A 23940-nucleotide genomic window follows, 5' to 3' on the forward strand; every position below is an offset into this window, starting at 1 on the left:
AGCGGAGTGGTGCAGTCTCGTGGCAGTCAGGGACGTGGGTCCCATTCGCGTTCGACGAGGAAATCGTCCAGTTTTTGCTTTGGGTCCTCGAAGACGTGAGCGCCGTGGAAGACGAGGAGGGTTTCGAAGTCGTATTGAAGGAGATCGTAGAGATTGATTTCCGCAGCCTCGTGATCGTCGTTGAACAGGGCCGGCGGTGGGAGCAAGTATCCCTCCGGAAGGCCACCGCGATCAGCACCGTCGAGTGCGTCTCCTGAAATGAGCAGATCGCGGTCCTCGAGCAACAACGCTGACGTCGCTTTCGTGTGGCCCGGAACCTCGATAACGCGGATGTTTCCGTCGAGCAGGTCACCGTCTTCGAAGAGAACGTCAGGATCGTGGTCGATTGCTTCGTGGAGTTTATCCTCGTTAGCCGAAGCGACGAGTTCCGGAGAGAACGCCTCCATAACGTGGTCGAGTCCGCCGTGGTGACCGTGATCGCCGTGAGTCATAATGACTCGATCGATCGTTCCGTACTCCTCCTCGAGAATGTCGACGAGCTCTTGGCCGTTTTCCTCGAAAGCGGTATCGATGAGTGTCGTCTTTCCGGACGGGGTATCCTCGAGCACAAGTACGCGAACGTGCTCGAATTGAACCTGCGCAATACCATCGGTGATGGTACTAAAGCTCATAATCAGTTACAGATGGAGCATTTCGGCAATTAAAGCTATCGGTTAATTACTATCGGGTGGGTTTCCGACAGGGTGTTCTACCGGACTGATCCATCCCTTTCGGATCGAGTTCCGGCCCGGAGGCGTCTCCAGCGAAACAATAATAAGGAGTCTCGAGAGCACTATAGCATGGTCGTTGTCGCAGCGGTGGATAGATCCAATGGTGCATCCGACGTCGTTTCAGAAGCTGAGAGACTTGCAACTGAGTTCGATGAATCAATTCATGTCGTTCATGCACTGACCAGGTCGGAGTTCGTTACGCTCGGAACGGCGAACGCGCAAGCGGACCAACCGCTCAACTTAGACCAAATACGCGAGGAAGCAGCAAAAATGGCTGCAGAAGCCGTTCTAGAGATTGACGAACGCCACGAGACCGTCGGACTCGTCGGCGATCCGGCAGACGAAATTATCGACTACGCTAACGAAGTGACTGCTCGATATGTCGTCGTTCGTCCACGTCGCAAATCGCCGGCTGGAAAAGCGCTGTTCGGGAGCGTCGCACAGTCGATTTTACTGGATGCGAATTGTCCGGTTGTAACCGTTAGCTGACCCAACACTGAACTCGGTAACAGGTCAACACGGCCTCCGGACGGTCAACCAACTCACCACGATACCTGATCGAACACCATTGGAGATTAATACATGTCACCACGATATACCCACCACATCAACCACCATATCAATCATCGCGACAATATCAATCACCCTGCATCAATTGCCTCGGTTAGTAAGCGCCACCTCACCAGTGCATATTACTATCCAATAGTAGTATCCGATTCTAAAATAGTTTACAGTTAACCGAGGCACGCTTTAATCAACCTACACCAGTAAACTTATACAGATGTAAGATAGCCACTCTATTATCGAACCGGAGTGAAAATGATTACGAACAGTAACTTTCGTGTAACGTACGAACCGCCGTCCGACGCGAACGACTGTACTGGCCTCGGTGGTACTGACCTCGGTGGTACTGGCCTCGGTGGTACTGGCCTCGGTGGTACTGACCTCGGTGGTACTGACTCCGATAGTACTGGGTTCAGCGGAACTGGCCTTGCTGGTACCGGCCTCAATATACCGATCACTCCGGTAACAAAATAGTTCGCTTCACTCCCACTTATGGCACTCACCAAACTCAAATCTAATCCGCTCTCGGTGATTTTCATACTGGTTTCAGTTGTAGTCATCGCTTACGCAACCCGATTTCCCGACGGTGGCGAACTCGGACCCGGATTCTTCCCGATTCTGGTGTCAGCCGCTATCATCGTATTCGCAGTCGCGGATATCGTAGTCGACGACGATACCGAACTCGAGATCAGCGATTTCTCCATGGTGCCAGCAGCCGTTATGTTCGGCTTTCTAACGGCGTATTTGCTCCTCATGCCGTATACCGGATTCCTGGTCGGAACGATGCTCTTCTTACCGGTCGGTCTCTACTACTCGAACATTCGGTCGAAACTGATGATAACCGTCATTTCGATCGGGCTACCAATAGTGTTATTCTATATCTTCAGTGACCTCTTCATGGTCAGGCTACCGGAGGCTATAATCCCGGTTTCAAGGCTCCTCCCACCACTTCCACTATGATAACGATGGTACTGAATGACATTTCCCACGGCCTCGCAAATGTACTAGACCCCACGATACTCGCGCTGATGGTCTTCGGCGTGTTATTGGGTATCCTCATGGGATCAATCCCAGGGATGACCGCCACGATGACTATCGCAGTGTTACTGTCGTTTACCTTTACGTTAGAGCCCGCAACGGGAATGATGTTACTGCTCGGTATCTTTGGCGGAGCAGTGTATGCGGGATCAATTCCCGCAATTCTAATTCGAACACCTGGGACCCCATCAGCCGCCGCGACGATTTTCGATGGCTATCCGCTCTCGCAAAAGGGAGAAGCCGGGCGTGCGATCAGGATGAGTACCGTCGCATCGTTCATTGGCGGGTTCATCAGCGTGCTCGCATTGATGTTCCTCTCCCCCCTCATCGCAGATGCCGCGCTTCGATTTCGGTCGCCGGAGTTCTTCGCGCTCGCGCTCTTTGGCCTGACGATAATCGCGAGCGTAAGCGGGGACTCGCTCACGAAGGGGATGATCTCGGGCCTTCTGGGAATGCTGATCGCAACCGTCGGAATCGATCCGCTAACCGGATATCAACGGTTCACATTCGACGTTCCAAACTTGATGGGCGGTATCGAATTCATCGCGGTGATGATCGGATTGTTCGGGATCGCCGAAGGACTTCGCAAATACGCCCAGGGAATTGATGACGACCAGAATCAGATCAACCAGAAGATTACAGGTGTGTTGCCGTCTCTGTCCGACATCAAGTCGATCGCCCCGATTTCCATCGTTTCCGGGTTCATCGGATCGCTCGTCGGAGCGATTCCGGGGGCCGGCGGAGACATCGCCTCGTTCATCACCTACAACGAAGCAACACGGTGGTTGAAAGACACTACGCCATCGTTCGGAGAAGGAAACATTCGGGGCGTCGCAGCAGCCGAATCTGGAAACAACGCGAGTACCGGCGGCGCACTGATTCCGACGTTCACACTTGGAATTCCCGGGGACTCCGTCTCAGCGCTCCTCATCGGTGCGTTGATGGTCCACAACGTCACGCCGGGTCCGGAACTCTACCAGGACGAATCCGGACTCCTGTACACGATATTCGTCGGGTTCCTCCTTATCTACGTTATTATCCTCATCTTCGGACTCCTCGGTGCGAACTACTGGGCACGACTCATCAATATCCCGCAAAATTATGTCTGGCCCGTCATATTCGTCCTCTGTGTCATTGGAGCGATCGCGCTCTCAGGAACTGTTTTCAACGCTTGGGTGATGCTCGCCGCGGGAGGACTCGGATTCGTGATGCGCTTCCGGGGGTATCCGCTCGCTCCGATGGTTCTCGGACTGATACTCGCGCCGATCGCCGAAGCGAACCTTCGGCGTTCGCTGGATATTTCTGGTGGCTCACTGGACATTTTCTACACCAGCCCAATCGCACTCACCGTGATCCTCCTGAGCATCGCAACGGTGGCAGTGCCGGCGATCAGATCGGTTCGGGACTAACCTGATTCAGCCGGATTACTCTCTTCTCGTTTCAGTTTTCTCATTTCTTATTTCAGTTTCTTGTCTCTCATTCTAGTTTTCTCGTACGGCCCCTCGAGGAGCATCGCGGTTCGGTTTGACAGTAGTGGCTACTACGTTCGGAACAATAACGGCAACAACAGCATGAACAACGGAGGAATACGAATCGTCGAAACGAATGTTGTAACTCTGGGACAAGGCTCTGCCACCGTGGAACAGTTTCGCTGGCAAATACGCGTCAAAGAACGACAAAACGTGCGAAAACGGTAAGATAGCTCGTCAGTATCCAAGGTCAAAGAGGGCGTTAACGACGAGCAACAAACAAACGCCGACGAGCAGAACAGTCAAGAAGCCGAAAGAAACGGTCCAGCTAAACAGGTCTGCCAACAGTCCAACGACAACCGACCCAGCGGCGGCAATAGTCATGTACACCGTCCGAAAGAGCCCAAACCCAAATCCTCGTTCGTCTTGCGTGAGACGATCCATAAGCCGCGGGAACACCCCCGCACCCCACGCCATTCCGAGACCGAGCAAGAGCGCCCCGAGTATCATCAACCAGGTTCCTGAACCTTGGATAAGCAAGAGCAACCCTGCGATAGCAGAAGTCATACAAATGCCGATCGCTATATCGCGACCGAAGCGATCCGCTATAGCCCCGACACCGACCTGTAAAACACCTTGGGAAAGGAAATACAGGCCAAACAGGATCGCCGCAAACGTCGTCGAAAAGCCGTGTTGTTGGACCAGAAATGCGGGTAAAAACGACGCGACAGCTTGCCAGACGAACTCCACGATGATAGCGATCGTTCCAGTGAACACGACCGGTGGACGGGAGAGTAGCCCCAGTATCTGCTCTAGTTGTACCTGTTCTCGCATCGACTGGTCAGGATTGGACGGCTCGATCGGGCGAATCTTCCATAGAGCGAGACCGAATACGAGAAACGCGACGATAGCGGTGCTGAAAATGGCAGGACGCCAACCATACCGAACGGCGATCCACGAGATGATAACCGGCGTTGCGAGACCAGCGAGCGGAGCCCCTGAGTTATGGATGCCAATTGCGGTCCCGATATCGTCGTAGATCCGCGTGAGCAACGTGGTTGCAACGCTGTAGTGAAGACCGGCGACACCGCCGAGCAGAATCGTTCCCAGAACAAAGACGCTGAAACTAGGTGCAACCACGAGTATCAGCGTCGTAAGACCGGTTCCAGCAACAGAAATGAGGATAATCAGTCGCTCACCATACCGATCAGCGAGGATGCCGCTTGGAAATTGAGTGAGTGCATATGCGAGCCACATACACGTTAGCGAGATGCCGATGAGCGTGTTTGAAATCTCGAACTCGGCGGCGATATCAGGAACGACTGGACTGATCGCCAGACGACCAAATACTGTCACGAACAGAGCTAATGTACAGATGGCTAGCACTGTATCCCGATATTGCCAATCCATCGATTGATAAGATATGTTCATGTTGAGTCATCTAAACACTTCGGAAAATACACCAACTCGATAGCGAGAAAATGTCGAAGTGAGAGAATAAATGATAGATCGAATCACCTACAGTGAGTGAAATTGAATATATTACTACTGTGGTATAGAGGATTAGCTACCAGCCACCCCACATACCACATATTCGATATATGAGTTATTTTGATTTTTTCACTTCAGACGGACAATTGACGAGAACGTGATTCTCAATATTCGGTCAGAAGCTATCTGTTCCATTATAAACTAGATTCCTCGTTTGAAGGTATACCCGTTTGAAAGAGCGTATTATTTATTATCTTGATTTCTAAATTCGTGATTTGGGTTCTTGTGTGCTTTTCTATATCGTTACAGTATAATTGAAATTGGCAACCGAAAAGACCACAGTGACTTGGGTAATTTCCAATCTCATCAGATCCCACACATGTATGTAAATCAGATATGGGTCTGAAATAACTCTAATCAATTCGATCCAGTACATCATGAATAATCAGAGATAACAGAGAATGGAATAGGAACATTTTATAAGATCGAGTGATAAAACATACCATGGACCGCGACGAGTTCGCTCTGGCAGCGACAACAAACGATCTGACACGGGAGTCAGAAGCTCGAGGGGCGGCTGATTTTATTGAATTTCGGATGGACAAAGCGGATGAACCGATCGCTCAACTCGACTCCTACGACGGGGAACTACCAATCATTGCGACCAACCGTTCACAATGGTTCGGCGGAAACGCGATCGACCACGGTCGCCTTGATCGACTGATGGAGGCTGCCCGATCCGATGCCGTCGAAATGGTCGATATCGAGTTAGAAACCGCTCGCGGAAAAGAGTGGGTTGTGGACGAATTTCGTGAGACGGATATTGAACTAATCATTTCATTTCACGAGTTCGAAGAAACACCGGATCAATCCACACTTAACGCAATCATCGAGGAGTGCACTCAGTACGGAGATATCGCAAAGGTGGCAACCTTCGCCAACGATCAAACTGATACGCTCCGGATGTTAAACGCGATTAATACGGCGACTACGGACGGAACGAAGATTGCCGGAATTTCGATGGGTGAGATTGGAAGCCACGTTCGAGTCCTCGGTCCACTGTACGGTTCAAAGCTCGGATACGCACCGCTTGAGACCGATACGAGCGAATACGCGCCAGGGCAAATTTCTCTCCAACGGCTCAGGTCACTAATCGAAGCGATCAAGCAGGGGGAAACGGAGACGCAGATAATTGACGGGGTAGAAGAAAGCGTCTCAGCGTCACAGGGATTTAGCCAGACGGACTAATCAGCAGACGAACTATTTCGGCAAACAGACTATTTCGGCAAACGAGCAATTTTCGTTGGGTACGGGTTAGCCGGTTCCATTCGTGACGATTTTCGGACTATCTTCGTAACAATTTGGCAGGTTCTATCTATACTCGGTCGTGGCCCGGTCGCGTCAATAGTGGTACTAGCTACGAATAGTGGATTAGTTCTTGAGTGTATCATCGACGGATCTGGCAGAAACGTCCACCGAAACGGCGAACACCGCACCAAGAAGCATTCCGAAGAGGACGTGTCCGATCATTGCCTCGGCGGCTAAAGCAGGAAATTCCTCGATTGCTGATTGACTGATAAGGCCAAGTTGAGCCGGAGCCGCAAACACGGGAAGGATTGTCCAGACTAGAATACCGTAGGCGAACCCAGCTCCGACAAAACGGATTGTATCAGAGAGTTCAGAAAGCGCTTCGGTTTCAACGGACGCGAGTAACGTCCCGAGAACCAAATCTCGAGTTACAATAGAGGCGAAAATGAGACCCAGTATTGCACCGTGAACAAGATGGATTACCCAACCGGTTTCGCTACCAGGTTCAAATCCATACAATCCGGGAATCGTCGCTTGAATGATTTCGGGATTTACGAACCACACGAGGAGTCCAAATGCCCCTGTTCCGATTACCCCTCCAAGAACGCCGCCGACTGGCCATCCATATACACCGCCAATTCCGTACTGAACAGCGTCTTTAGATTCGTTTCCCATGGGAAGGGAATTCATGGGCAGGAACTGATAAGGATTTTGCAGTAATTAGCTTGCATGAATTTCGATTGTTCGGAACCAATACCACCGAATTGGACTGAAAGTCGTTACTGTACATTGAATCGAAACTAGTGTATTCGCCTACGGCTACTAGGTTGAGAAAGCGTCAGACACCACTATGTCCGCTGTTTTTCTTCAACGTCAACCGCTCAAGAACAGCGGACAAGGTGGAGTTGATTGGCCAACCATAACAGCGGACATTGTGGTGTCCACATGGGCAAAATTGGGATGGAAAAGGGACGTACTATTTCCTCAAGTAGTGGAAGGGAGCGAGATCACCCACACCACCTTGTCCGCTGTTCCGATGAAATTCACTCATTGGTTAGTAGAACAGCGGACAAAGTGGTGTCCAAAGGAACAGTTGTAACGGACAATGTGATAGTACCTAATTTTCAGATATTTCTTCGAACCGGACGAAAGGTATAGTAAAATGCGTTCATTACGTCGGTATTGGCAGATAGGAGAAGACATCCATTCGTCTGCCTCTAAATTCCAATCCCGGGATTTATCCGTTTTCGAAAGATGCAGAATGTCCGAATTAGAGGATAGGACGAGGTCACCAATGCGGTGTGTTCCACACTCTTCCTAAAATACTCCTCCAACGATATTAGGAATAACTACACACCACCTTACGTTGTACACACCCACCCCACTTTGTCCGCTGTTCTGACCAGAGCATGTGGGTGGGCTGTTGATCGATAGGAAGTGCCGAAAATATCTACCTAGGACCAGATGATATTCACTACACATCCAATGAATATAATCAATAAGGTACAGTACGGACTAATCTCTCAGAAGAGGTTATAAAACTTTCTACCCAATAAACCCCATTTCTCTCCCCCGCTTCTTCTTCACTATAACAGCGGACAAAGTGGGGTGGGTGTGTTTTCCCGTTTATTATAAAGTAAACAGAACAGCGGACACTCCGGACGCGGTGGTTTTATAACCATCCATGATAACGGTCTGTTAAGAAAACGAATGGGTCTATTCGAACGCGACACAGAAATATACAAAAATCGCGATGCGCTACGCGAGGACTATCAACCCGAAGAGTTGGTCGGACGTGACGAGGAGATTCAGATGTATCAAGCATCACTTCAGCCAGTAATTAACGGAGAACAACCGAACAACGTCTTCCTCTATGGAAAAACGGGTGTCGGAAAAACGGCTGCGACGAGATATCTTCTTTCACATCTTGAGGAAGATGCGAGCCAGTACGACGACATCGATCTCAACCTCACGTTTCTCAACTGTGACGGCCTAACCTCGTCATACCAAATCGCGACTCGACTCGTCAATGAACTCCGCGAAGAAACGAATCAGATCAGTACGACCGGATATCCACGAGCGACCGTTTACGAAATGCTCTGGGACGATCTCGATTCTCTGGGAGGAACCAACTTAATTGTTCTCGACGAAGTCGATCACGTCGAAGACGATTCGATTCTCTATCAACTTCCTCGAGCGCGCGCAAATAATAATCTCAGCGATGCTAAGATCGGTATTATCGGAATTTCGAACGACTTTTCATTCCGCGACGATCTCTCACCGAAGGTCAAAAGCTCTCTTTGTGAACAGGAGATTCATTTTCCGGCATACGATGCAGGAGATCTCCAGAAAATCCTCGAGCAGCGCGCGGAAGTCGCGTTCCACGATGGTGTCATTGACGATGCGGTGATTCCGCTTTGTGCTGCGTACGGAGCGAAAGATGCCGGTGATGCTCGGCAATCGATCGACCTCCTCATGAAAGCAGGTGATTTGGCTCGCGAAGAAGAGGTAACCCAAGAACAAGCAAACGAAATCATCATCACTGAAGAACACGTCGAGGCAGGACGCCACGACCTGGAACGAGGTCGAATAGAGGAAGGGATTAACGGCCTTACCCAACATGGACATCTCGTTTTGTACTCGCTTCTCACGTTACACCTGCAGGATGAAACACCGATCCGATCACGGGACGTCCGCCCGCGATACACGAACTTCGCACAGCGGGCGGGACGCGACCCGCTCGTTCCACGCCGAATGCGTGATCACCTTTCGGAACTCGCGATGCTCGGCCTCGTCTCTGTTACAGAACGGAATGAAGGGAGACGAGGTGGGACGTATCGGGAATACACGCTCGATATGGATATCGAGTTAATTCTTTCTGCGTTAGATGACATTCTCGAGGATGTTGGCGTTCACGATTCTATCCAGAAATATATGTCTGATGAAAACTCCCAAAGTGAAGACACATCATTATTGGAGTTTCAATAATATAATTTACTGCCCGTTCTTTCGACAACTAACCGTTCGCCAGACTGCTATTGTCTTTGAATAGTCTACTGACTTTGATCACAAAACTTTCTCCTAAAGTACTGTCTCTCTTGTATACTAGAGTAAACGTAGGGGATGGGAACTATCCGCTCGAACAGCGGACGGAGTGGTGTAGTGAACTGACTGTCTGTGGTTAATTTACGGTTGATTGTCGCAGTAGTCTGGTTCGAGTCGCGTACGGTGCCGATCGCTATCGTACGTGTCGACTCGGAAGCTGTCGTATGAGGTGACCGAAAGTGATCCGTCACACTCTGTCTCGTCCGATATCCACTACCTCAGCACCTCTATCAACTACTTCCGCTCCACTCATGGCGCAGGTTCATACACTCTGGAGGCGTCTACCTAGCGAGGAGAACGTGATGACCACCAACCCCCAAACTGAGACGGCTGCGGTGCGTTATTCCACTTGCCATCTATCAGAATTCTGTGAATTGCAGGTGCGAAGATGACTGAACACGAACTCACAGGAAACCGAACTGAATTCCAGGGATCGTCGACGCCTGCAGAGATGACTTCATCAGAGCCGACTCAATCTCCCCCCTCACCTACTCCGGCTAAGGACGATCGGACTCGAAATCGGTCGTTCGGGGCTTTGGACGATACGGCACTCGAGAGCAAGCAGGTGACCGATAGCGTTCCACTCGCAATCGAGACCAGCGGCCTCGTCAAACACTTCGGCGAGACGAAAGCCGTCGATGGAATCGACATGGCAGTTCCAGCGGGTGGTATCTACGGCCTCCTCGGGCCGAACGGTGCGGGCAAGACGACCACTATTCGCATGCTCGCGACGTTGCTACAGCCCGACGAGGGAACGGCGAACGTACTCGGGCACGATGTCGTCCGCGAAAGTGACGCAGTGCGATCCAGCGTGAGCATGACCGGACAGTTCGCGTCGGTAGACGAGGATCTCACCGGGAACGAGAACCTCCGCTTGCTGGCACGACTGTTGGGCTACTCGAGGTCACGATCCAAGGAACGAACTGCTGAACTGATCGACGCCTTCGGGCTGACCGAGGCGGCGACGCGTCAGGTGAAAACGTACTCGGGCGGTATGCGACGACGGCTCGACATCGCGGCGAGCATCGTCGTCACACCCGATTTGCTCTTTCTCGACGAACCGACGACGGGTCTCGATCCACGAAACCGAAACCAGGTCTGGGATATCATCCGGGCGCTCGTCGATAATGGGACGACGGTACTTTTGACCACGCAGTACCTCGACGAGGCCGACTACCTGGCCGATCGGATTGCGGTTATCGACGATGGAAGAATTATCGCCGAAGGAACACCGAGTGAACTCAAATCCTCGATCGGCTCCGGAGTACTGAACGTCCGATTACGCGATCCAGAACGTCGAGTGGATGCCGAACGGCTGCTAGCTGAGATACTCGACGCGCCCATCGAGATCGACTCTGATCCGGTGGCGCTTTCAGCGCGGATTTCCGACGCCGCAAACGCCGCAAACGCGTTCGAAGTACTCTCTCGATCCGGGATCGAAGTCACGGACTTTGCGCTCGGACAGCCGAGTCTCGACGAGGTCTTCCTCGCTCTGACTGATCGACCAGCTACCGACGAATTGGGGGAGGGAGGGAATTCTCGATGACGGTTTCGAACGAGTCCGACGAGCCGGACGTCGAAATGCTACAGTCAGCGGTGGCGACCGGGGATCGACCAGACGGTCCGAACGCCGTCTCCTCGTCGCTCACGTTCGGCTGGCGGGCGTTGCTGAAGATCAAACACGTCCCCGAGCAACTGTTTGACGTGACCGTCTTTCCGATCATGTTCCTGCTGATGTTCACATACCTGTTCGGCGGTGCGCTGGCTGGTTCGACGGGTGCGTACCTGCAGGATCTCTTACCGGGTATCCTCGCGATGACGGTCGTGTTCATCACGATCTACACGGGGGTTACGCTGAACAACGACATCGACAAGGGCGTCTTCGATCGCTTCCGAACGCTACCGATCTGGCAGCCGTCGGTTATCGTCGGTGCACTGCTCGGCGATGCGGTCCGATACACGATCGCGTCGACGCTGGTGATCGTTCTCGGTCTGATACTTGGATTCCGACCGGAAGGCGGGGTAATCGGAGTGCTGGCGGCGGTGGCGCTCCTGTTGGTGTTCTCCTTTAGCCTGTCGTGGATCTGGACCGCACTCGGGTTCGTTATGCGCTCGCCCGAGTCGCTCATGGGCGTGAGCATGATGATCCTGTTTCCGCTGACGTTCGTCAGCAACGTGTTCGTCGACCCCGAAACGATGCCCGGCTGGCTCGAGGCGTTCGTCGATATCAACCCGGTTAGTCACCTCGTGACGGCGATGCGCGGGCTGATGCACGGAAGCGCCACGGCCGGAGAGATTGGCGTGGTGCTCGCAATGTCCGTCGCGCTCGTGGTCGTCTTCGGGCCGATTACCATGTACCTCTTTCGCACTTCGACGTAGCCCTCCGTATAGCCATTTTCGGTAGTGAAATTTGAACGGGTTTGGGAGTATTTCGCTTGCCCAACCGCTGAATATTTCACTTGTCCGACCGATGAATACTTTGGTTGCCCAACCGCGGATGCGCCTTCCTTTGCGAGGGCGGATTTGCTTACCGAGCACACAACTTATAAACAAATACTGTCGTGATAATATGATCACGTCAAACGACCTTGTCTCGTGGATAACAAAAAGAGAGACTATACACACTATCTGTTATCGACATACACGAAAAACTTTTAATACTCCTGATCGATCCTCTCACTAGAGTCCCTGTTATCATGTCACGAGATGTCTTCGACCAATCCGAGTACGAACGCCGAGTGAACCGGACGAAAGCACGATTGCGCGAGGAAAACCTCGACGCGATCGTCGTCTCCGACCCGGCGAACATGAACTATCTGACGGGGTACGACGGCTGGTCGTTTTACGTTCATCAGGCCGTAATCGTCACGCCCGATGCGGACGACGAACCGGTCTGGGTTGGTCGCGAAATGGACGCAAACGGTGCGCGGGCGACGGCCTGGCTCTCCGAGCCGAACATTCGATCCTACAGCGACGATCACGTCCACTCGCCGTACGACCTCCATCCGATGGACTACGTCGCAGACGTCCTCGAGGACTTGGACGTCGAGGACGGCCGAATCGGTCTCGAGATGGACGCCTCCTACTTCACCGCAAAGTCCTACACGCGCCTGCAGGAGAACCTCCCAGAGGCCGAGTTCGAGGACCGGACGTTGCTCGTCAACTGGGTTCGAGTCAAAAAATCCGAGCGGGAACTCGAGTACATGCGGGAAGCCGCGCGGATTTCGGAGGTAGCTATGGAGGCCGGGCTCGAGACGATTGAGGAGGGCGTTCCGGAGTACGAAGCCGCCGCGGCAATCTCCGAGGCACTCATTACCGGGACCGACGCGTTCGGCGGCGACTACCCGTCTATCGTCCCGCTGATGCCGTCGGGTGATCACACCGGAACGCCGCACCTGACGTGGACGGATCGGCCGTTCGAGCAAGGTGATCCCGTAATCATCGAGCTCTCGGGCTGTCGCCACCGGTATCACTCCCCGATGGCGCGGACGACGTTCGTCGGGGATCCGCCCGCAATCCTCGAAGACACCGCAGAGATCGTTGTCGAGGGCCTCGAGGCGGCGCTCGACGCCGCCGAGCCCGGCGTTACCTGCGAATCCGTCGAGAAAGCTTGGCGGGATACCATCGCGAAGTACGACATCGAAAAGGAGGATCGAATCGGGTACTCGATGGGGCTGGGCTATCCGCCGGACTGGGGCGAGCACACGGCGAGCATTCGACCGGGAGACGAAACGGTCCTCGAGGAGGACATGACCTTCCACATGATCCCCGGCATCTGGACGGACGAGGTCGGCGTCGAGATCAGCGAGACGTTCCACGTGACCAGCGACGGCGCGGAGACGCTCGCGGAGTTCCCGCGAAAACTGTTCACGACGTAAGTCACGTCCGATTGTTCGACTCCGGAATCGGTACCGCTCTTTGGCTTCTTCTACAGCCGTTACAGATACTCGAGAAGCATCTCGATCGCATCCTCGAGCGGCTCGGCACGAATCCGGCAGACGTAGTCGGTTACCAGATTGGGTTGGAGCGACGCAACAGCGTGTGGAACGATCGAACTATCGCTCGGTGCTCGACGATGCCGAAAGTCGTCATCACTCAGCGGAATACGTCTCTCGTACCATGTTCGTGTCGTTATCCCATCACGACGTATTGTTCCCCGTCGAATGGGTGTGTTTCATTATTAACGACTACCCAGAGTCTCGTCGCCTCGTCGGTTTCTTTGAAAGGGTCCGGCGCGAGGACGACGTGTCCCCGTTTGAGGCCGTCGGACGGCGGCTGTGAATCTGTCACTCGTCGTCCTCGGCGCCGGACTTTTGTACGGCGTCGAGCCACTCTCGACGGTCTTCTGCGCCCAACGTTTCGTCGAGAAACTGACTCGTCGACTGAAACACGAACGCATCACGAACCCGCTCGAGATCGCCGATCGCCCAGTACGGTTCCTTGTGTCGGACGAGTTCGCGCGATCGGAGCCGATTGAGAACCGGCTGAATCGAGTTCTCGTTGATGCCGGTTTCGTCGGCGATTTTCTGAATCGTGTATTATGTATCCGACTCTAGCCAGTACGGCCTCTCACCGCGGACCCAGTTGCGACACCGCGTTTTCCAAATTATCGCCCGACTCGAGGGCCTTGACGTTGTGCGCGACGATGTCGGCCAGTCGATCCCAATGTTTCGGCGTGTGACCGCCGGTGTGGGGTGTGATCAGACAACTTTCGAGATCCCAGAGTTCGTGATCGCTGGGAAGGGGCTCGGGGTCGGTGACGTCGAGTGCGGCGCCGCGAATGCCGTTGTACTGGAGCGCGGAGACGAGCGCGTCGGTGTCGACGATCCCGCCCCGAGCGGCGTTGACGATCACCGCGTTCGGCGGCAAGGTCGCCAGCGCGTCCTCGTCAACGAGATTGCGGGTTAGATCGTTCAACGGACACGCGAGGACGACGTACTCGCTCCGGGAGAACGCCTCGTGGATGTCTTCTTCATCGAAGCTCAGCACCTCGTCCGTCGGCCCGCCCTTCGACGGCGTGTACCGTATTCCGATCGTCTCGACGCCGAAGCCCTCGAGTCGTCGAACGACCTCCTGACCGATCGAGCCGAGGCCGACGACCGCGACGGTGCTGTCGGTGAACTCGTGAGACTGGAAGTGACGCCATTCGTTGTTCGCCTTGCGGCGCCACCCTTCGTGGAGGTTTCGGGCGAAGACGAGCATGTTCCCGATCGCCTGCTCGGCGATGCCGGGGGCGTGAATACCGCCGGCGTTCGTCACGGCGACGCCGCACTCGGCGAGCGCGTCGATCGGAACGTGCTCGGTGCCAGCGAAGGTACAGGCGAAGAGTTCGAGTCGATCCGCCCGCTCGAGGAGGGCTTCGTCGATCGTGATTCCGGTCACGACCTGCGCCTGCGGGACGAGTTCGCGCTCAGCTTTCGGCGTCCGTGCGAGTTCGACGGCGTGGTTCGGCAAGCGCTCGGACAGCGTCTCGGCGTACGATTCCATCGACAGGCCTTCCGTCCCTTCGCGGAGGACGACGACATCTGGGTTCGTGCTCATATCGATCTCTTCGCGCCCGGGTGACGCTTGCGTGAGGATTGTCACGAACAGTCTTATTCTTTATGTGTAAACGACGTTAACGAGAATTGTGTATTATTAAGGTAATGGGGCGCGTCAGCTAGTCGCATGAACGAACCGGTTCAGGATCGCCTCGTCACGCTCCGTCGAAGTCTCCACCGCCATCCCGAACCCGCGTGGCGGGAGTTCTACACGACCGCTCAACTCGTCGAGGAAATTAGAGCGATCGGCGTCGACGAACTCGCCGTCGGCCCCGACGCCTACGATCCGGGCGACCGAATGGCCGTTCCCGCCGACGAAGAACTCGCATGGTGGGATCGACGAGCGCACGAGCGCGGTGCCGACCCGGAATTGCTCGAGCGAATGGCTGGCGGAAACACGGGAGCCGTCGCAGTTCTCGAGTGCGGCGACGGACCTCGGATCGGCCTCCGCGTCGACATCGACGGCCTGTTCGTCGAGGAGGCCTCGGGCGACGACCACGTACCGGACGCCGAAGGCTTCCGCTCGGAGATCGAGGGAACGATGCACGCGTGCGGGCACGACGTTCACATGACTTGGGGACTGGCCGTTCTCGAGGCGATCAAGGAGAGCGATTTCTCTGGTCAACTGGTGGTCTTTTTCCAGCCCGCAGAGGAGGTAAGTGGCGGCGGCTGTCCGATGGCAAAGAGCCCCTTCGCCGACGACCTGGATTACCTGCTCGCGATCCATGTGGGTCTTGACCACCCAACAGGACAGGTCATCGCGGGCATCGAGAAACCGCTCGCGATGTGTCACGTCGACGTGACGATCAAGGGAACGTCTGCCCACGCGGGAAAGGCCCCGCAGGAGGGCGACAACGCGATCCAGGCTATGGGAACGGCGATCGAGAACACCTACGGAATCCCCCGTCACAGCGGTGGGATGACCCGGATAAACATCGGTCGTGCGGAGGCGGGAACCGCGAGCAACGTCATCGCCGAACGCGCCCACCTCGAAGCCGAAGCACGGGGTGAAACGACGGAACTGATGGAGTACGCGAAAGCCAAACTCGAGCGTGTCATGCGATCTGCCGCGACAATGCACGGCTGTGGAGCCGACGTAGACGTGATTAGTGAGTCGCCGCGAGCTGACAGCGATTCGGAACTCGTCGACGTCATCGCGACCGTTGCGGGTTCCGTCGACGGGATCGACGACGTCGTCCCCACTGCCGATTTCGGCGCGAGCGAGGACGCCACGTTTCTGATGGAACGCGTACAGGAAGACGGCGGCCTCGCGTCCTACCTGATCGTCGGTACCGACCATCCGACGAGCCACCACACGCCGACGTTTGACGTCGACGAGGCGAGCCTCGAGCACGGCGTCTCGGTGCTGGTCGAGACGATCCGAGAACTCGAGCACCGACATCCGGTCCCCGGGTTGGAGGAGCGTTCCAGCACGCGGGCGGAAGAACGTCCCGTCTCGCGTTCGGAGGGCGAGAAATGAGTGGGGGCCGCGTCTCGCTCGAGGACATCGAAGCCGCCGGAGAACGCATCGACGGCGTCGTTCACCGCACGCCGCTCGACACGTCCTGGACGTTCGCCGAGATGAGCGGTGCCGAATCGGTCGGGCTCAAACTCGAGAACACCCAACGGACGGGATCGTTCAAGATTCGCGGCGCGTACAACACGATGGCCCAGCTTTCGGATGCGGAACGCGACGGCGGGGTCGTCGCCTCGAGTGCGGGCAACCACGCACAGGGGGTGGCGCTGGCCGGCGACGTACTCGATATCGACACCACCATCGTCGTTCCGGAAGTCACGCCCGCCGCGAAGATCGAGGCGACCCGCGGCTACGGAGCTGAGGTCGTCGTGGAGGGGAAGATCTACGAACAATCCTACGAGTACGCCCTCGAGCGGGTCGGCGAGACGGGCGAGACCTTCGTTCACCCGTTCGACGACGAGGCGATCATCGCGGGCCAGGGAACGATCGGGCTCGAGTTGCGAGCACAGTATCCGGAACTCGATACCGTGCTCGTCGCCATCGGCGGTGGCGGACTGATCTCCGGCATCGGAACCGCACTGAAGGCCACGGATCCGGATATCCGCGTCGTGGGCGTCCAGCCCGAGGGCGCCCTCCACGCGAAGCCGTCGCTTGAGGACGATCGAATTCACGAACTCGAATCCGTCGACACCGTTGCGGAAGGAATCGCCGACACCAGAATGCTCGAGACGACCTTCGCGGTCGCTCGCGACGTCGTCGACGACGTGGTCGCCGTCAGAGACGACGAGATGGCCGTCGCCGTGACGCTACTGGCCGAACGCGCCAAGACGGTTGCGGAAAGTGCCGGAGCCGCACCGCTCGCGGCTGCGCTTTCGAATTCGAACTCACTCGATCTCGAGGGCGAACACGTCGGTGTCGTCGTCTCGGGCGGCAACGTAAATCTCACCGAGCACGCGGAACTGACTCGAACCGGATTGGGGGAACTCGAGCGTTATATCGAGGCCAGGCTGGCCGTCGACGGCTGGCCCACAGCACTCGGCGGGCTCATCGAGACGGTCGAGGACCGCGGAGCCGAACTCGACGTTCTCGAGCGCGCTCGCCGTCGCCCCGTCGATCAGCCAAATCGCGTTCCGGTGACGATCGGACTCGAAGGGAGCGGTCCCGAGCATCTGTCGGGCGTTCTCGAGGCACTTGAGGAATTAAACGAGATTTCGGTGCTCGAGTCTCGATAAACGGGACGAAAGTGCGGTTCTCGGATCCCGATGAACCGTCAGCGGGCTGGTTTTCTTTGAACAATCGAATTCCATTCCGAGAAGGCAATTTTCTCTGCACGGGAAGAGCGGAAGAAGCGACTGTCGTCAGCCCGTTGTTCTGAGCCAAATCGCTCCCTGTTTCCTGATAAATAGCGCACCGGTGGCTGTGAATCTCGTTCGCTTCCGGCCGGGTAATCTTGGGGGAATAAATCACCGTTCGTGGACATTTTTCAGTATTGTCGCCATAGTGGAAACTACATGGGTGAAACAGTTGGGGCCGACGATCAAGGTCGGGTCGTCATTCCTTACGAGATCCGTGAGAAACACGGCGACCGATATCGGGTCGTCGAACGCAGAGATCGGGTCGAATTGATCCCGCTCAACGACGATCCGATCGAAGGACTCCGCGATGCCGTCGGCGACGCATTCGACGATACATCGATCGAGGAGATCAAACGAGAGTCCCGCGAGACCGCTCAAGAAGATGCGTTAGACGAACTGTCTGGAAACCGGTGACGATCTACGCTGACACGGACTTCTTTACCGCGTTACAAACGATCGTCTCTCGAAAGAAGAATCCGACTACCTAATCCGTCGCTATCGAATCGGGAAAAGCCCGTGGGATGCCCGGGGGATGCCTATGGGACGAGGGGGGTGGAGATGAAGGCTGAGTGGGGATGGGTGGAATGGAGGGCAAACCGTGTTGCCCACGGGTATTCACCACTTGGAGTCGATTCAGTATAAAAACTCTACCCGATCCCCGAAGTTTGGGAATGGGGTGGTAATCGTATTTGCTACGGCGCTTCAGCGGTTTCGCTCGATCACCGCGATCGTGTCCGCGAACTCAACACGGTTCCGAACGAACCGAAGCTTACCCCCGCGAGCTACCGTTAGGCCGCCCTCGGACTCGTCCCGACCGAGTCGATCGCCTCGAGAAAAAGCCCTCCTCCAAGCGCGATTTCCCGTTCACTCGAGTCCAGCGGCGGGAGCAGCCGAATCGTCTTCTTGCCACAGCCCAGCGTCAACAATCCGCGTTCGAGCGATTCCTTCACGACGGCGTTGCGCCGTTCGGCCGTGTCGAACTCGACGGCGAGCATCAGCCCTTTGCCGCGCACGTCCTCAACGTAGTCCGGCGCGTCGTCGCGAAGCAATTCCTTGGCTTGCTCGCCGCGTCGCGTGGCGTTTTCGAGCAGGTCGTACTCCTTGATGGCCTCGAGGGTGAACGCCCCCATCATCGACCCGAGCAGGTCGCCACCGCCGAACGTCGAGCCGAGCCGGTTCTTTTCCGCGGGGAAAATTTCCGACCGCGAGATGGTCGCGCCAACGCGAAGCGCTTTGGCGCTGGCGATCACATCTGGTTCGATCGGGTAGTGATCCGACGCCCAGATCTTTCCCGTTCGGCCAACGCCGGATTGGATTTCGTCGACGACGAGCGGGATGTCGTACTCGTCGGTGACGTCTGCGACCTCGCGCATGAACGCCTCGCTGGGGAAGCGATAGCCGCCGACGCCCTGGACCGGCTCGAGGGTGAGAAAGGCGATTTCGTCGGGGTTGATGTGGCCTCCCTCGGGCGAGAGCGAGTTTCGGAGCCGCGAACCCGATCCGGTAAAGAATCCGCAGTCACAGGTCTCCGCGCTACAGCCGCGGTCGGCACAGAACGGTATCGTCTCGATGCCGCTGATTTCGGGATACTGGCGCGTGTATATCTCCTTGGATTTCGTCAGCGACAGCGTTGCGAGGGTACGGCCGTGAAAACTCCCTTCGAATGCGACGCCGTATTTCGCGGGGGCCCGGTGGTCGTGCGTTATCTTCATCGCGTTCTCCATCGCTTCCGCGCCGGAGTTCGAGAGGAAGACGGTGTCCATCCCGTACTGACTCGAGATATCGACCAGTTTTGCCATCAGGTGACTCGAGCCCGGAACGTCGGACTCGTCGGGGGTTGGCCCTGAACCGAAGTACATGTCCTGGCCCGCGATTTTCATCGGCTCGACGAGGTCGAACTCCCGAAGCTTGTCGAGAAGTTTCTCGTTGTTGTATCCGAGCGGCGCTGCACCGATGTGACACGTAAAGTCCAGCAGAACGTTTCCGTCGACGTCGGTGACGAACGGCCCGTCGGCCTCGCGAGTGATGTCCCAAACGAATTCGTGGGAGTACTCGCTCGGGGCCGCGTTGGCCCCGTGAAACTCGACCCACTCTCGAGCGTTCGGTCCGGGGAACGCGGCCACGTCGGGCTCCGCCGTGCTCCTATCCATACACAGAATATGTGTATGGCATACATTAAAACTTGTTATAGGCTGTCTCACCGGTTCGGACGGCGGTCGGTTGGTTTCTCGAGTCTTCCGCCCGATTTTCGGCTCGGTCTTTGTGACGGTGAAGTCGAATTCCCACTCCCGTTAGTCGTCGTCGCCAGGATCGACGCTCGCTGGCGGATCGCTATCCGATTGCTCCTCGCTCGGACCGATCAGCACCGTCTCCTCTTGGAGCAGGACTCGACCTTCCGTCGCGCTGAAGTTCTTGATAAGCGAAAGCATCGCGAGGAAACAGACGAACGCGAACGGGGCGCCAGTGATGACGACGGCCTGCTGTAACGCATCGGCGCCGCCTTCGCCGCCGAGAATAATGAGGATCGCGGCGGTTAATCCGAGAACGATTCCCCAGAAGATTCGGTTGATGCTTGAGGGACTCGCTTTCCCACCGGTCGTCATCATCGAGACGGCGAGGGTCGACGAGTCGGCAGATGTGACGAAGAAGGTGGTTACGAGGACCATAAAGACCAATATCAGGATCGAACCGACCGGCAACGTCAATTCGGCAATCCCCAGATTCACCGATAACTGGAGCGCGTCGAAGAGAATAAAGCCGGAGGCTTCCGCACCGGCCTCTCCCGCAAGCACTTCGCTGAAGTCGGCAACGCCGTTGTGTTGGGCCCAGACAGCGGTTCCGCCGACGAAGGTAAACCACGGAATCGTCGCCGCGGAGGTCGCAACGATCCCTGTGAACGCGACTTCGCGGACGGTTCGTCCCTTGGAAATTCGTGCGATGAACAGTCCGGCAAAAGGCGACCACGAGAGTGCCCACGCCCAGTAGAAGACGGTCCAGGCTTCGACCCATCCGGTCCCCCCTTCCCCGGCACCGGTGTACAGGCTCATCGCCGTAAAGTCCGAAATCATGCCGCCGACGGCCTGGGAGCCGAGCAAGAGGAGGAACATCGTGGGCCCCACGATGAAGGTCGTGATCATCAGCCCGACGAACATGATCATGTTGAAGTTCGAGAGCCGACGGATTCCCTTGTCGATCCCGAGAACCATCGAAATCGTAAACAAGATCGTCATCATCGTCACCACGAGAAGCACGCCGACATCGCCTAAATTGATCCCCCACTGGTAGTCGAGTCCGCTGACGAACTGGCTCCCGATGAAGCCCAGCGAGGTCGCGACGCCGCCGATCGTCGCGAACACTGCGAGGATGTCGATCACTTTCGCAGCCGGCCCGTCGAGATTGTCAGCACCGAGTATCGGCGTGAGCGCCGACGAAACCCGAAGGGGCACGTTGTCGTAGTTGTACGCGAAGTAGCCGATCGCAATCCCCATGATGGTAAAGACGGCTAACTGCGGCAGCGCCCAGTGGAACAGCGTTTGTTGCACCGCGAGCGAAATCGCCTCGCTCGAGCCGCCGGTTGCGCCGAACAGCGGATTCGGGTCGTCATAATAAAACAGCGCCTCGGTCGGTCCCCAGAACACGACGCCCGCGGCGAACCCGGCCGAGTACAACATCGCGAAAAACGAGAGGAAACTGTACTCCGGATCGCCGTCTCCAAACTTGATCTTCCCCCACGGCCCGACGATCAAGAAGAGCAAGAAGACGACGATCAAGAAGACGATCACCAGTAGCGCCCAGCTCAGGTAGCTGAGCATTTCGTCGTGGACGACTTCGATTCCGGTCGAAACGGCGTCTCGGTCGACGAAGAACGCCGCGATCACGCCGACCGAAAGCAACGCACCGAACACGAAGACGACTGGATCGAGTTCCTCGAGGAACCGATTCACCATCCCGCGGTCTGCATCACTCATTGCTATTCACCTCCAATTCCGCGGTAGAGCGTGTCGTTCGGCGACACCATCCCTGTCTCCACGCAACACATCCCATGCTTTGTGAAAGCATACCGAACTTGTCGTTGGTATATGGTATAAATATTTCCTTTTTGTAACTGGCATATACAGATTTTGTTTATACAGAACGTCCAACTACGCGTCGTCAATCTCGGATTGAACTGACCGAATGTGTAGAATCCACTGGAATAACGGTTTGAACGAATTCCTATCGAGTTACTACGGATCGGTAATAGCATAAAATCGGCATGAAAACTCCGTTTACGCAGGGAGAACGTCACGTTCAAGCGTGCTTGTCGAATGCGACGAGCGGATTCCGCAATCCCGGACCGATGTCCGCGCCCGCAAATGAGCGATTGATCGGCCCGAACGGGGGCTTTCATTTCGCTTCGTGCGACTCAACGAGCCCGTTCGTATCAGCGGGGATATTCGATCCGAACTCAGTCGATTCGGATTCAGTCGACTCGGGCTCTCTCCTATGACCCACATCTCGTACGATCCACAGGTAATCCGTTACGCGTACGACACCTTCAGATATCGAGTTGTCGGAGTCACCGCTGTCCAAACGTCGTGTATCAAAGGGTAGGGGTAGTAGAGATCAGGCGTCGGATTCGACGCCACGGGTGATCCCTTTTGGAGACGGGTGGGTGTGATAGTGGTCGGATCGTCGAAATTGACGGCGGCCTTCCCCCCGTCATGTACGTAATGCAACCAACACTAGATAGCTATAGGGTCGATAAAGCGAGTTTTCCCTTTCGTTGGTTTCTGCTCAACTGTTCTTCCTGTTCAAATTGTTCACCGAGTGTCTCGAGGCGTGAACCAGCGCGTATCGCTATTGCTACCAGACGTTCCTGGGTTCTACCATCGACGGCTGATACACCGACGGCTGATACTGTGGAATGGTCGGTGTTCGTGAGTCTGTCCTTTCGGCGAACGATTGTATAACCCCGAATTCGAGCGGCTGATGGCGAACTCGTCCGGCTCCGTTCCCGCCCCACGTCGGTTGGTCTGTCCTCATCCAGTGAAGCAGCGACAAAGGTAGTACGGAGTGCGACTCAGTTCGTCAGTTTCTCGAGTTTCTGTTCTCGTGTCTCGGTGCTCTCGTTGATTTTTTTGGTGTACTCGTCGACGCGGTCTTTGATCTCCTCTCGAGCGTCGTCGGGCGAGAATTCGTCGGACATCGTCAGCAACCGGACGAACGCCCGTAATTCCTCGTCGGTGAGCTGGGCGAACTCCTCGTCCTCGAGTTTTTCGACCACTTCGTCGACGTCGATCTGGCCGACGGGATCAACGTTGAACTCGACGTTGACCATCCGGTAGTTCGACCCGGCGAGTCGCTGTTCGGCTTTGCCGACTCCCTCAGAGAGCATGTCCTTGAACGGCGTGTGATAGCCCATCGTCCCGAGGTGCAAAAACGCGAGCATGTCGGTGATACCCTGCGTGTAGGCGTCGCGCTCCTCGTCGTCGGGATCGAAAACCGTGTTCCGATCGCGTTCTTCCATGTATTCGAAGAGGATACTGAAATCGAGCACCGCGTTTCGAACTCGTCTTCGAATGCGATTTCGTTTCTGTTTCTTCGAGTGGTCGGTGTAGTCCGTCTTCCGTCCGAGTAAGAAGTCACGATCCGATGGTGTGAGGATACCACGAGGGCGATCCGCGTCCGCTGCCGTCCGAAGCGACTCCGGCATCTCGTCCTGACTCATACAGTGAACACGGGTAGCCCCCGAATTAATGCTTCTGATCCGATAAATGTGATGGTTGAAGAACACGTTCACAGAGAACGCGATCCGGATCCGAGCACGAATGGCCTCACTGC

Annotated in this window: 19 protein-coding genes; 11 read left to right on the forward strand and 8 right to left on the reverse strand. The window is 55.7% G+C overall.

The window, feature by feature from the left end:
- Positions 1-26: 26 nt before the first annotated feature.
- Entirely contained in the window at positions 27-671 is a 645-nt protein-coding gene (locus QNM96_RS16675) for an MBL fold metallo-hydrolase (protein WP_283837762.1), read from the reverse strand.
- A 168-nt stretch (positions 672-839) separates the two neighbouring features.
- On the opposite strand from QNM96_RS16675, the gene QNM96_RS16680 reads away from it, so the two are divergent.
- From QNM96_RS16680 to QNM96_RS16690, 3 genes are all read left to right on the forward strand, one after another.
- Positions 840-1259: a universal stress protein gene (locus tag QNM96_RS16680; RefSeq protein WP_283837763.1), complete on the forward strand. Its 420-nt coding sequence runs from the start codon at positions 840-842 to the stop codon at positions 1257-1259.
- 567 nt (positions 1260-1826) lie between these two features.
- Positions 1827-2294, forward strand: coding sequence for a tripartite tricarboxylate transporter TctB family protein (locus QNM96_RS16685; RefSeq protein WP_283837765.1), 468 nt, complete (start codon positions 1827-1829; stop codon positions 2292-2294).
- Positions 2295-2299: 5 nt separating this feature from the next.
- On the forward strand, positions 2300-3781 hold the full coding sequence (locus QNM96_RS16690; RefSeq protein WP_283837766.1) for a tripartite tricarboxylate transporter permease: 1482 nt from the start codon (positions 2300-2302) through the stop codon (positions 3779-3781).
- 297 nt (positions 3782-4078) lie between these two features.
- Here QNM96_RS16690 and QNM96_RS16695 read toward each other — a convergent pair whose 3' ends face one another.
- Entirely contained in the window at positions 4079-5251 is a 1173-nt protein-coding gene (locus QNM96_RS16695; protein ID WP_283837768.1) for an MFS transporter, read from the reverse strand.
- A gap of 585 nt (positions 5252-5836) precedes the next feature.
- Here QNM96_RS16695 and QNM96_RS16700 point away from each other — a divergent pair.
- Positions 5837-6580: a type I 3-dehydroquinate dehydratase gene (locus tag QNM96_RS16700; RefSeq protein WP_283837770.1), complete on the forward strand. Its 744-nt coding sequence runs from the start codon at positions 5837-5839 to the stop codon at positions 6578-6580.
- Between the two features lie 183 nt (positions 6581-6763).
- Here the strand turns inward: QNM96_RS16700 and QNM96_RS16705 are convergent, their stop codons facing one another.
- Positions 6764-7315, reverse strand: a complete 552-nt coding sequence (locus QNM96_RS16705) for a hypothetical protein (RefSeq protein WP_283837772.1) — start codon at positions 7313-7315, stop codon at positions 6764-6766.
- Positions 7316-8350: 1035 nt separating this feature from the next.
- On the opposite strand from QNM96_RS16705, the gene QNM96_RS16710 reads away from it, so the two are divergent.
- From QNM96_RS16710 to QNM96_RS16725, 4 genes are all read left to right on the forward strand, one after another.
- Complete coding sequence (locus QNM96_RS16710) at positions 8351-9628, forward strand: orc1/cdc6 family replication initiation protein (protein ID WP_283837773.1); 1278 nt, start codon at positions 8351-8353, stop codon at positions 9626-9628.
- 652 nt (positions 9629-10280) lie between these two features.
- On the forward strand, positions 10281-11291 hold the full coding sequence (locus QNM96_RS16715; protein WP_283837774.1) for an ATP-binding cassette domain-containing protein: 1011 nt from the start codon (positions 10281-10283) through the stop codon (positions 11289-11291).
- The gene (locus QNM96_RS16720; RefSeq protein ID WP_283837776.1) at positions 11288-12124 is read left to right on the forward strand and encodes an ABC transporter permease; all 837 of its coding nucleotides are present in this window, start codon (positions 11288-11290) and stop codon (positions 12122-12124) included. The genes QNM96_RS16715 and QNM96_RS16720 overlap by 4 nt, the downstream gene beginning before the upstream one ends.
- A 317-nt stretch (positions 12125-12441) precedes the next feature.
- A complete protein-coding gene (locus QNM96_RS16725; protein WP_283837778.1) occupies positions 12442-13623 on the forward strand; it encodes a M24 family metallopeptidase in 1182 nt (393 codons plus the stop codon).
- A 253-nt stretch (positions 13624-13876) separates the two neighbouring features.
- Here QNM96_RS16725 and QNM96_RS16730 read toward each other — a convergent pair whose 3' ends face one another.
- Together QNM96_RS16730 and QNM96_RS16735 are read right to left on the reverse strand one after the other, a co-directional pair.
- The gene (locus QNM96_RS16730) at positions 13877-14035 is read right to left on the reverse strand and encodes a hypothetical protein (RefSeq protein ID WP_283837780.1); all 159 of its coding nucleotides are present in this window, start codon (positions 14033-14035) and stop codon (positions 13877-13879) included.
- A gap of 279 nt (positions 14036-14314) precedes the next feature.
- Positions 14315-15286, reverse strand: a complete 972-nt coding sequence (locus QNM96_RS16735) for a D-2-hydroxyacid dehydrogenase (protein ID WP_283837781.1) — start codon at positions 15284-15286, stop codon at positions 14315-14317.
- Between the two features lie 126 nt (positions 15287-15412).
- Between QNM96_RS16735 and QNM96_RS16740 the strand changes: the two genes are divergently transcribed.
- The 3 genes from QNM96_RS16740 to QNM96_RS16750 all read left to right on the forward strand — a co-directional run bounded on the left by QNM96_RS16740 (position 15413) and on the right by QNM96_RS16750 (position 18531).
- Complete coding sequence (locus tag QNM96_RS16740) at positions 15413-16765, forward strand: amidohydrolase (RefSeq protein ID WP_283837782.1); 1353 nt, start codon at positions 15413-15415, stop codon at positions 16763-16765.
- The gene (gene ilvA, locus QNM96_RS16745) at positions 16762-17994 is read left to right on the forward strand and encodes a threonine ammonia-lyase (protein ID WP_283837784.1); all 1233 of its coding nucleotides are present in this window, start codon (positions 16762-16764) and stop codon (positions 17992-17994) included. Before QNM96_RS16740 ends, ilvA begins: the two co-directional genes overlap by 4 nt.
- 279 nt (positions 17995-18273) lie before the next feature.
- A complete protein-coding gene (locus tag QNM96_RS16750) occupies positions 18274-18531 on the forward strand; it encodes an AbrB/MazE/SpoVT family DNA-binding domain-containing protein (RefSeq protein WP_283837785.1) in 258 nt (85 codons plus the stop codon).
- Between the two features lie 374 nt (positions 18532-18905).
- Here QNM96_RS16750 and QNM96_RS16755 read toward each other — a convergent pair whose 3' ends face one another.
- From QNM96_RS16755 to QNM96_RS16765, 3 genes are all read right to left on the reverse strand, one after another.
- A complete protein-coding gene (locus QNM96_RS16755) occupies positions 18906-20267 on the reverse strand; it encodes an aminotransferase class III-fold pyridoxal phosphate-dependent enzyme (protein ID WP_283837787.1) in 1362 nt (453 codons plus the stop codon).
- A gap of 141 nt (positions 20268-20408) precedes the next feature.
- Positions 20409-22085, reverse strand: a complete 1677-nt coding sequence (locus tag QNM96_RS16760; RefSeq protein WP_283837788.1) for a BCCT family transporter — start codon at positions 22083-22085, stop codon at positions 20409-20411.
- Positions 22086-23179: 1094 nt separating this feature from the next.
- Positions 23180-23827 (reverse strand): hypothetical protein, encoded by a 648-nt coding sequence (locus QNM96_RS16765; protein ID WP_283837789.1) that lies wholly within the window; start codon positions 23825-23827, stop codon positions 23180-23182.
- Positions 23828-23940 lie beyond the last annotated feature (113 nt).

Source organism: Halostagnicola sp. A-GB9-2 (assembly GCF_030068615.1).
In the GTDB taxonomy this organism is placed as follows: domain Archaea; phylum Halobacteriota; class Halobacteria; order Halobacteriales; family Natrialbaceae; genus Halostagnicola.

Excerpts from the sequence above, each read along its gene's own strand:
- QNM96_RS16675 (WP_283837762.1), bottom strand. The coding sequence starts at position 671 with ATGAGCTTTAGTACCATCACCGATGGTATTGCGCAGGTTCAATTCGAG.
- QNM96_RS16680 (WP_283837763.1), top strand. The coding sequence starts at position 840 with ATGGTCGTTGTCGCAGCGGTGGATAGATCCAATGGTGCATCCGACGTC.
- QNM96_RS16685 (WP_283837765.1), top strand. The coding sequence starts at position 1,827 with ATGGCACTCACCAAACTCAAATCTAATCCGCTCTCGGTGATTTTCATA.
- QNM96_RS16690 (WP_283837766.1), top strand. The coding sequence starts at position 2,300 with ATGGTACTGAATGACATTTCCCACGGCCTCGCAAATGTACTAGACCCC.
- QNM96_RS16695 (WP_283837768.1), bottom strand. The coding sequence starts at position 5,251 with ATGGATTGGCAATATCGGGATACAGTGCTAGCCATCTGTACATTAGCT.
- QNM96_RS16700 (WP_283837770.1), top strand. The coding sequence starts at position 5,837 with ATGGACCGCGACGAGTTCGCTCTGGCAGCGACAACAAACGATCTGACA.
- QNM96_RS16705 (WP_283837772.1), bottom strand. The coding sequence starts at position 7,315 with ATGGGAAACGAATCTAAAGACGCTGTTCAGTACGGAATTGGCGGTGTA.
- QNM96_RS16710 (WP_283837773.1), top strand. The coding sequence starts at position 8,351 with ATGGGTCTATTCGAACGCGACACAGAAATATACAAAAATCGCGATGCG.
- QNM96_RS16720 (WP_283837776.1), top strand. The coding sequence starts at position 11,288 with ATGACGGTTTCGAACGAGTCCGACGAGCCGGACGTCGAAATGCTACAG.
- QNM96_RS16725 (WP_283837778.1), top strand. The coding sequence starts at position 12,442 with ATGTCACGAGATGTCTTCGACCAATCCGAGTACGAACGCCGAGTGAAC.
- QNM96_RS16735 (WP_283837781.1), bottom strand. The coding sequence starts at position 15,286 with ATGAGCACGAACCCAGATGTCGTCGTCCTCCGCGAAGGGACGGAAGGC.
- QNM96_RS16740 (WP_283837782.1), top strand. The coding sequence starts at position 15,413 with ATGAACGAACCGGTTCAGGATCGCCTCGTCACGCTCCGTCGAAGTCTC.
- ilvA (WP_283837784.1), top strand. The coding sequence starts at position 16,762 with ATGAGTGGGGGCCGCGTCTCGCTCGAGGACATCGAAGCCGCCGGAGAA.
- QNM96_RS16750 (WP_283837785.1), top strand. The coding sequence starts at position 18,274 with ATGGGTGAAACAGTTGGGGCCGACGATCAAGGTCGGGTCGTCATTCCT.
- QNM96_RS16755 (WP_283837787.1), bottom strand. The coding sequence starts at position 20,267 with ATGGATAGGAGCACGGCGGAGCCCGACGTGGCCGCGTTCCCCGGACCG.
- QNM96_RS16760 (WP_283837788.1), bottom strand. The coding sequence starts at position 22,085 with ATGAGTGATGCAGACCGCGGGATGGTGAATCGGTTCCTCGAGGAACTC.
- QNM96_RS16765 (WP_283837789.1), bottom strand. The coding sequence starts at position 23,827 with ATGAGTCAGGACGAGATGCCGGAGTCGCTTCGGACGGCAGCGGACGCG.